Source organism: Kitasatospora sp. NPDC057542, from assembly GCF_042801945.1.
GTDB lineage: Bacteria > Actinomycetota > Actinomycetes > Streptomycetales > Streptomycetaceae > Kitasatospora.
In genome coordinates, this window is the sequence record NZ_JBHVFE010000380.1 from 1 (window position 1) to 8,863 (window position 8,863).

At 69.4% G+C, this 8,863-nt stretch carries 8 protein-coding genes and 1 tRNA gene; 5 read left to right on the forward strand and 4 right to left on the reverse strand.

The features are described 5' to 3' along the window. Positions 1 to 55: 55 nt before the first annotated feature. Both ACFU7Y_RS33450 and ACFU7Y_RS33455 read right to left on the reverse strand, forming a co-directional pair. Positions 56 to 1,333 (reverse strand): PTS transporter subunit EIIC, encoded by a 1,278-nt coding sequence (locus ACFU7Y_RS33450; protein ID WP_224281930.1) that lies wholly within the window; start codon positions 1,331 to 1,333, stop codon positions 56 to 58. A 377-nt stretch (positions 1,334 to 1,710) separates the two neighbouring features. After that, positions 1,711 to 3,000: a PTS transporter subunit EIIC gene (locus ACFU7Y_RS33455; protein ID WP_224281932.1), complete on the reverse strand. Its 1,290-nt coding sequence runs from the start codon at positions 2,998 to 3,000 to the stop codon at positions 1,711 to 1,713. 402 nt (positions 3,001 to 3,402) lie between these two features. Between ACFU7Y_RS33455 and ACFU7Y_RS33460 the strand changes: the two genes are divergently transcribed. The 4 genes from ACFU7Y_RS33460 to rdgB all read left to right on the forward strand — a co-directional run bounded on the left by ACFU7Y_RS33460 (position 3,403) and on the right by rdgB (position 5,716). Then, entirely contained in the window at positions 3,403 to 3,636 is a 234-nt protein-coding gene (locus tag ACFU7Y_RS33460; RefSeq protein WP_224281934.1) for a glucose PTS transporter subunit EIIB, read from the forward strand. A 105-nt stretch (positions 3,637 to 3,741) separates the two neighbouring features. Then, positions 3,742 to 4,467, forward strand: a complete 726-nt coding sequence (gene rph / locus ACFU7Y_RS33465) for a ribonuclease PH (RefSeq protein ID WP_224281935.1) — start codon at positions 3,742 to 3,744, stop codon at positions 4,465 to 4,467. Between the two features lie 222 nt (positions 4,468 to 4,689). Beyond that, positions 4,690 to 5,079, forward strand: a complete 390-nt coding sequence (locus ACFU7Y_RS33470; protein WP_224281937.1) for a hypothetical protein — start codon at positions 4,690 to 4,692, stop codon at positions 5,077 to 5,079. Between the two features lie 31 nt (positions 5,080 to 5,110). Continuing rightward, positions 5,111 to 5,716, forward strand: a complete 606-nt coding sequence (rdgB, locus tag ACFU7Y_RS33475; RefSeq protein ID WP_224281939.1) for an RdgB/HAM1 family non-canonical purine NTP pyrophosphatase — start codon at positions 5,111 to 5,113, stop codon at positions 5,714 to 5,716. 63 nt (positions 5,717 to 5,779) lie between these two features. Here rdgB and ACFU7Y_RS33480 read toward each other — a convergent pair. Together ACFU7Y_RS33480 and ACFU7Y_RS33485 are read right to left on the reverse strand one after the other, a co-directional pair. Next, a tRNA-Leu gene (locus tag ACFU7Y_RS33480) sits at positions 5,780 to 5,861 on the reverse strand. Between the two features lie 61 nt (positions 5,862 to 5,922). Continuing rightward, a complete protein-coding gene (locus ACFU7Y_RS33485; RefSeq protein ID WP_374120022.1) occupies positions 5,923 to 6,276 on the reverse strand; it encodes an HNH endonuclease signature motif containing protein in 354 nt (117 codons plus the stop codon). A gap of 192 nt (positions 6,277 to 6,468) precedes the next feature. Between ACFU7Y_RS33485 and ACFU7Y_RS33490 the strand changes: the two genes are divergently transcribed. Next, positions 6,469 to 8,808: a chitinase C-terminal domain-containing protein gene (locus ACFU7Y_RS33490; RefSeq protein ID WP_380770625.1), complete on the forward strand. Its 2,340-nt coding sequence runs from the start codon at positions 6,469 to 6,471 to the stop codon at positions 8,806 to 8,808. Positions 8,809 to 8,863 lie beyond the last annotated feature (55 nt).

Sequence of the window (8,863 nt, forward strand, 5' to 3'; positions counted from 1 at the left end):
CCACCGGGGGAGCGGCGGCGGGGCGGGGCCTTCGAGGCGGGCGGTGACGCGGGCGTCAGGCCTTGGTGACGTCCTCGATCTCGTCGTCGTCCTCGCGACCGGGGGTCTTGAGGTCGAACTTGGTGATCGCGAAACGGAAGAGGAAGTAGTAGACCGCGGCGAAGACCAGGCCGATCGGGATGATCATCCACGGGTCGGTGGCCTTGTTCCAGGCCAGCGCGTAGTCGATCAGGCCGCCGGAGAAGGTGAAGCCGTCGTGCACGCCGAGCGCCCAGGTGACGGTCATCGAGACGGCCGTGAGCAGCGCGTGGATGACGTACAGGACGGGGGCGATGAAGACGAAGGAGAACTCGATCGGCTCGGTGACACCGGTGACGAAGGAGGTCAGGGCCAGCGACACCATCATGCCGGTGACGGCCTTGCGGCGGTGCGGCTTGGCGGCGTGGGCGATGGCCAGCGCGGCGGCGGGCAGTGCGAACATCATGATCGGGTAGAAGCCCGACATGAACTGTCCGGCGGTCGGGTCGCCGGCGAAGAAGCGGGTCAGGTCGCCGTGCACGACGGTGCCGTCGGCCTTGGTGAAGTCACCGGTCTGGAACCAGGCGAAGGAGTTCACGAACTGGTGCATGCCGACCGGCAGCAGACCACGGTTGACCAGGCCGAAGGCGCCCGCACCGACCGCGCCGGCGCCGATCAGGGTGTCGTTCAGGCTCTTGACGGCGTCACCGATCGGGCCCCAGGCCAGACCGAAGAAGACGCCGACGGCGGTGCCGACGAAGGCCATGATGATCGGGACCAGACGGCGGCCGTTGAAGAAGCCGAGCCAGTCGACCAGCTTGGTGCGGTGGTACTTCTGCCACAGCACCGCGGCCAGCAGACCGATCACGATGCCGCCGAGCACGCCCGGGTCCTGGTAGACCGGCTTGATCCACTTGTCGCCGTCGACGTGGCCCTCGGAGACCGGGAACGCGGTGAGGACGTTCTTGTAGACCAGGAAGCCGACCAGCGCGGCGAGGGCGGTGGAGCCGTCGGCCTTCTTGGCGAAGCCGATCGCGATGCCCACCGCGAAGAGCAGCGCCAGGTTGGAGAAGACGCCGTCACCGGCGGTGGCGAAGACCGAGGCGACCTTGTCCCAGCCGAGGCCGTCCTTGCCGAACACGTCGTCCTGGCCGAGACGCATCAGCAGACCGGCGGCGGGGAGCACGGCGATGGGCAGCTGGAGGCTGCGACCGATCTTCTGCAGACCCTGGAGGAGGTTCTGGCCGAACTTCTTGGCGGGGCTGGGCGAGGCCGGAGCCGTGGCGGGCGCCGGTGCCTGCGCAGACTGACTCATGGGGGTGGGTTCCTAACGGCATGGCGGTCGGTCGGGGGGAGGGCACAGGGGCCGAACCGCGAACTGGTCTACACCACACGTGGTGTAGACCAGTTTTGTAGCACGGGTGGAGAAGTCGAGGAACCCCGGAAAGCGGTGTCACCGCGAAGTGCTATGAAATCGAAACCTACTTACCGAATGGCGATCATGGTCGCCCGTCGCGATTGGGACTTTGGTCGACTGCGCAACAAAATCGATTTTGGCTAATGGCGCAACAAAAGCACAGCATGTCCTGCCAGGGGCGTTGGGTCGCGGCGGCAGGTCTTTCCGAAATGCCGAAGGCCCCGAACCCGTCGGTCCGGAGGCCATTGCGGGGATAACCCCGGTGACGCTCGGTTTCAGGCCTTGGTGACGTCCTCGACCTCGGACTCGTCCTCCCGGCCCGGTGTTTTCAGGTTGAATTTGATGATGATGAACCGGAAGAGCGCGTAGTACACGACGGCGAAGCAGAGGCCGATCGGGATGATCAGCCACGGCTTGGTGGCCAGCCCCCAGTTGATCACGTAGTCGATCAGGCCGGCCGAGAAGCTGAACCCGTCGTGCACCCCGAGCCCCCAGGTCACCGCCATCGAGGCGCCGGTCAGCAGCGCGTGCACGGCGTACAGGGCCGGGGCGATGTAGGCGAAGGAGTACTCGATCGGCTCGGTGATGCCGGTGACGAAGGAGGTCAGGCCGACCGAGAGCATCAGGCCGTAGATCTCCTTGCGCCGGTGCGGCTTCGCCGAGTGCGCGATGGCGAGGGCGGCCGCCGGAAGCGCGAACATCATGATCGGGAAGAAGCCGGACTGGAACTGGCCGGCCGTCGGGTCGCCCGCCAGGAAGCGCGGGATGTCGCCGTGCGCGATCGTGCCGTCCGGCCTGACGAACTCCCCGAACTGGAACCAGACGAAGGTGTTCAGCAGCTGGTGCATGCCGATCAGCAGCAGTGCGCGGTTGAACACGCCGAAGATGCCGGCGCCGCCGGCACCCAGGTCGGAGAGGGTCTGCGAGAAGTCGTTCAGGCCGCGGCCGATCGGCGGCCAGACCCAGAGCGCCACCACGGCGGTCAGCATGCCGGCCAGGGCGGTGATCATCGGGACCAGGCGGCGGCCGTTGAAGAAGCCCAGCCAGTCGACCAGCCTGGTGCGGTGGTACCGGATCCACAGCCAGGCCGACATCAGGCCGATCAGGATGCCGCCCAGCACGCCGGGGTTCTGGTACGTCGCGGCCGCCGCCTTCGCCGAGCCGTAGTCCACGCACTGGTCGCCGACCAGCACCGTCGGCGGCTTGCAGCTCTCCGGGAAGGCGTGCAGGACCCTGTAGTAGACCAGGAAGCCGACCACAGCGGCCAGCGCCGTCGAGCCGTCCGCCTTCTTCGCCATGCCGATCGCGACGCCGACGCAGAACAGCATCGGCAGACCGAAGGCGGAGTCGAGCAGTGCGCCGCCCGCGGCGGCGAAGACCTTCGCGACGTCGTCCCAGCCCAGCCCGTCCTTGCCGAACACGTCCGGTTGGCCGAGCCGGTTGAGGATGCCCGCAGCGGGGAGCACCGCCACCGGGAGCTGCAGGGAACGGCCCATCTTCTGGAGGCCGCCGTAGAAGGTGTGCCACCAGGTGGTCTGGGGAGCCGTGGCGCCTGCCGAACTCATCCTTCGCCCTCCGGGAGCGGTTGCCGACCCGAGGGCTCCTGCGGGACCCTCGGGCGGGGCTCGGGAACACCCGGGGCCGTTCCCGCGTTCCTCGGAGTACACATATATTGGTGTAGACCACTTAGAAGCAGGCCGCACTCCGGAGGCGTAAGCCCCACTGGTCGTCATCCTCGGGCGGCGATCGGGAGCCTGCCTGCCGAAATGGGCCAAAAGTGGACTAACGTGGCGGACCGGACCGGCGCGGGTGATGCTGGTCGCGCTGCTCGCCGGCGCGACCGCAGCCGAACCCGCGTCAGCCACCGGCACGGACCTCACCGCCCGGCGGTCGAGGGACACCCCAGCACCAGCGCAGGACGGCACCCGGCAGAGCCGCCGAAGGGCCGAGACAGAGGGAGAAACCAGATGGCCAGCAAGGCTGAGAAGATCGTCGCCGGTCTGGGCGGCATCGAGAACATCGAAGAGGTCGAAGGCTGCATCACCCGCCTGCGCACCGAGGTCAAGGACGCCGCCCTGGTCGACGAGGCCGCCCTCAAGGCCGCCGGCGCCCACGGCGTCGTGAAGATGGGCACCGCGATCCAGGTCGTCATCGGCACCGACGCCGACCCGATCGCCGCCGACATCGAGGACATGATGTGAGCTGAGCCACCCAGGCTCGGCCCGCCCGGCCCGCCGACCCGCTCAGGGGGATGGCGGGCCGCGGCGCATCCGGCGCCGCCCCCGGAGCGACTACGCTCAGTGCCTATGTCACGCATCGACGGCCGCACCCCCGAACAGCTCCGCCCGATCACCATCGAACGGGGCTGGAGCAAGCACGCCGAAGGCTCCGTCCTCATCTCCTACGGCGACACCAAGGTGCTGTGCACCGCCAGCGTCACCGAAGGCGTGCCCCGCTGGCGCAAGGGCAGCGGCGAAGGCTGGGTCACTGCCGAGTACTCCATGCTCCCGCGCGCCACCAACACCCGCGGCGACCGCGAGGCCGTCAAGGGCCGCATCGGCGGCCGCACCCACGAGATCAGCCGGCTCATCGGCCGCTCGCTGCGCGCCGTGGTCGACCACCGCGCGCTCGCCGAGAACACCATCGTCCTCGACTGCGACGTCCTCCAGGCCGACGGCGGCACCCGCACCGCCGCCATCACCGGCGCCTACATCGCCCTGGTCGACGCCGTGTCCTGGGCCCGCGACAAGAAGCTGCTGCGCGCCAAGGGCCAGCCGATCACCGGCGGCGTCAGCGCCGTCAGCGTCGGCATCATCGACGGCGTCCCGATGCTCGACCTCCAGTACGAGGAGGACGTGCGCGCCGAGACCGACATGAACATCGTCTGCACCTCCGACGGCCGCTTCGTCGAGGTCCAGGGCACCGCCGAGGGCGCCCCGTTCGACCGCGACCTGCTCGACCGGCTGCTCGACCTCGGCAGCCTCGGCTGCGCCGAGCTCGACGAGATCCAGCGCAAGGCCCTGGAGGGCTGAACCCGCGCGGGCCCCGCAGCCGTGGACCGGATCGGACGCACGGTCAGCCCCGTGGTGCCGACGGCCGTTCGGGCCGAGGTGCGAACGGCCCGCGGAAGGGTCGGCCTGCTGTACAGGCCGGGCCCGGAGACCGTACGGTTCCCGCAGCACTCCCGCTGCGGGAACCGCGCACCTCCCGGCGCGCGTCCCACCCACGGAACCCGCGCCCCACAGGAGGACCGGATGCCGTCCAGCATCGCCCGCCCCGCCGCCCTCGCCGTGGCGGGACTCATCGCGATCCTCCCGCTCAGCATGGTGAGCTGCTCCGCCGCCCAGAAGGCGCTCGACTGCGGCAACACCGCCGTCAGGATCACCGGCGACATCGCCGACGTCACCAAGGCCTACGACAACGCGAGCAACGACTCGGCGGTCGCCGGGAAGGCCCTGCAGAAGCTCAAGAACGACCTCGACCAGGTCGGGAAGAACTCCAAGAACACCGACGTCGCCAAGGCCGTGACCGATCTGCAGAAGCAGGTCGAGAACGTGCAGCGGGCCGCCGACAAGAACGAGGTCCCGGACCTCAAGCCGCTCGGGGACGCCGCCGGCAACCTCACCTCGGTCTGCACCGGCTGACGGTCCCCGGCCACTCGGTAGGGTGGGTGACATGTCCACCCGCCTGATCCTCGCCACCCGCAACCAGCACAAGGTCACCGAGCTCCGCGCCATCCTGGCGGACGCCGGCCTGGACGTCGAACTCGTCGGCGCCGACGCCTACCCGGAGATCCCGGACGTCCCCGAGACCGGCGTCACCTTCGCGGAGAACGCCCTGCTCAAGGCGCACGCCCTGGCCCGCGCCACCGGCCTGCCCGCCGTCGCCGACGACTCCGGCCTCTGCGTGGACGTGCTCAACGGCGCGCCCGGCATCTTCTCCGCCCGCTGGGCCGGCAAGCACGGCGACGACCGGGCCAACCTCGACCTGCTGCTCGCCCAGCTCTCCGACATCGCCGAGCCGCACCGCGGCGCCCACTTCTTCTGCGCCGCCGCCCTCGCCCTGCCCGACGGCACCGAGCGCGTCGTCGAGGGCCGCCTCCTCGGCACCCTGCGCACCGCCCCGGCCGGCGACGGCGGCTTCGGCTACGACCCGATCCTCCAGCCCCTCGGCGAGACCCGCACCTGCGCGGAGCTCACGGCCGACGAGAAGAACGCCATCAGCCACCGCGGCCAGGCCTTCCGCGCCCTGGCGCCGGTGGTGAAGGACCTCCTGGGCTGAGAAGAACGAAGGGCCCGACCGGAACCCAACCGGTCGGGCCCTTCGATTCGAAGGATTTCTCTGTGCGGCCGAAGGGATTCGAACCCTCAAGCCCTCACGGGCCAACGGACCTAAACCGTCTGCGTCGCCTCTGCGCCACGGCCGCTTGTCCTGCTGGCCATCATGTTACTGGGCGCGCGGAACGACCGGCACCTCCGTTTCGCCTGTCACCGGGCGGCGGGACCGCTCTTCTTCTGCCGACAGTAGGTCGGGGTGACGGAGTGGCAGTTCGGACAGAGCAGTCGGAGGTTGTCCGGGCGGTTGTCCGACCAGTCGCCGTTGATGTGGTCGACTTCCAGTGTCATCGGCCTGCCGCGCCACTCGGGGCCGGTGCCGCAGTCCTCGCACAGCTCGGGTCGGCCGAGCTCGGCCGGCGCGCTGCGGATCCGCGAACCGGGGAGCCCTTTGGCTTCCGGGGGGCGCTGAACGAGGAGCTGCTCGGCCGGGCTCCCGACCTGTGATGTTTGGCTGTTGATTACCAATTGGTACAGACCTATTGACCTATGTGGTTCAGACCACATAGCTTCTGCGCCAATTGCAACCCCCCACGTGCGTGCTCCCCCACAGGCACGCGCCGACACTCTCTCCTGGAGGACCGAGTGTTGATCCGAAACACGGCGGAGCGGCGTCCCACCGCTGCCCACCGCCGGAAGAGCCCGGCGGCCAGGGCCGGTGTCGCCTCGCTCGCGGCGGCCTCGTTGGCCGGGCTGCTGATGGCGACGCTCGGTGCGGCGCCCTCGCAGGCGTCGGCGGCCGTCGACAACGCGGCCTGCCGCCCGGACGGCCTGTACCAGACGCCCGGGGTGGACGTCCCGTACTGCTCCGTCTACGACACCAGCGGGCGCGAGAAGATGGGCGCGGACCACCAGCGCCGCATCATCGGCTACTTCACCGGCTGGCGCACCGGCAAGAACGGCGACGCGCCGTACCTCGTGAACGACGTCCCCTGGGACAAGGTCACCCACCTCAACTACGCCTTCGGCCACGTCGGCGGCGACAACAGGCTCTCGGTCGGCACCGACGGCCCGACCAACGAGGCCACCGGGATCTCCTTCCCCGGCGTCCCCGGTGCCGAGCTGGACCCGAGCCTGCCGTACAAGGGCCACTTCAACCTGCTGACGAAGTTCAAGAAGCAGTACCCGAACGTCAAGACCATGATCTCGGTGGGCGGTTGGACCGAGACCGGCGGCTACTTCGGGGACGACGGCAAGCGCGTCAACTCCGGCGGCTTCTACTCGATGACCGTCAACGCGGACGGCAGCGTCAACCAGGCCGGCATCGACACCTTCGCCGCCTCCTCGGTCGACTTCATCCGCAAGTACGGCTTCAACGGCGTCGACATCGACTACGAGTACCCGACCTCGATGAAGGACGCCGGCAACCCGCTGGACTGGCAGCTCGCCAACGCCAAGCGCGGCTCGCTGGCCAAGGGTTACGCGGCGCTGATGAAGACCCTGCGCGAGAGCCTGGACAAGGCGGGCGCCGCCGACGGCAAGCACTACCTGCTGTCGGTCGCCGCCCCGTCCTCCGGCTACCTGCTGCGCGGCATGGAGACCTTCCAGGTGGCCAAGTACCTGGACTACGTCAACATCATGTCGTACGACCTGCACGGCGCCTGGAACAAGTACGTCGGCCCGAACGCCTCGCTGTTCGACGACGGCAAGGACGGCGAGCTGGCCGCCGCCAACGTCTACGGCACCGCGCAGTACGGCGGCATCGGCTACCTCAACGCCGACTGGTCGTACCACTACTTCCGCGGCTCGATGCCCGGCGGCCGGATCAACGTCGGCCTGCCGTACTACACCCGCGGTTTCAAGAACGTCCAGGGCGGCACCAACGGCCTCTGGGGCACCGCCTCGGCGACCACCTGCCCGGCCGGCTCCGGCCTGACCGCCTGCGGTGACGGCGCGGTCGGCATCGACAACATCTGGAACGACAAGGACGACGCGGGCAGGGAGTCCCCGGCCGGGTCGAACCCGATGTGGCACGCCAAGAACCTGGAGAAGGGCATCCTGCCCGACTACCTGGCCAAGTACGGGGTGTCCGACACCGCGCTCCAGGGCACCTACACCCGCAACTACAGCTCCACCCTGGTGGCGCCGTGGCTGTGGAACGACACCAAGAAGGTGTTCCTCTCCACCGAGGACGAGCAGTCGGTGGGCGCCAAGGCGGACTACATCGTCAACCAGGGCGCCGGCGGCGCGATGATCTGGGAGCTCGCGGGCGACTACAGGTGGGACGCCACCGCCAACGGCGGCAAGGGCGAGTACGTCCCCGGTTCGACGCTGACCTCGCTGATGTACGACAAGTTCAAGTCGGCGGCCCCGTACGGCGCGACCCGCTCGACGACCGCGCTGCCGCAGCAGACCCTGCCGATCGACGTGTCGTTCACCAACTTCGCGCTGGGCGACTCGAACTACCCGATCAACCCGAAGCTGCACATCGTCAACAACTCGACGCTGACCCTGCCGGGCGGCACCGAGTTCCAGTTCGACTACGGCAACTCGGCTCCGGGCAACGCCAAGGACCAGTCCGGCTTCGGCCTCCAGGTCATCAAGCAGGACAACCCGGGCCCGGGCAACGCGGGCGGCCTGAAGGGCACCTACAACCGGGTGTCGGTCAAGCTGCCGGGCTGGCAGTCGCTGGCGCCGGGCGCCTCGATCGACATGGACTTCGTCTACTACCTGCCGGTGTCCACGCCGTCGAACTGGACGGTCAACGTGGGCGGCACGCTGTACGGGATCAAGGGCGACCTGACCCGTGGCGCGGTGGACGGCGGCACGCCGACCCCGACCCCGTCGCAGACGGCCACCCCGACGCCGACCCCCACGGGCACGCCGACCGGGACGCCGACCCCGACCGGGACGCCGACCCCGACCCCGACCTCGGGCACCTGCACGGCCGCCCCGAGCTGGGACGCGGGCACCACCTACGCGACCCCCACCAAGGTCTCGTGGAAGGGCCACTACTACCAGAACAAGTGGTGGACCAAGGGCGACGACCCCGCGGCCGGCGGTGCGTGGGGCGTCTGGAGCGACCTCGGGGCCTGCTGATCAGGGCGGTCCGCTGAGGTGAGGGACGGCGGTGGCGGTGCACCCGGTCGGGGGG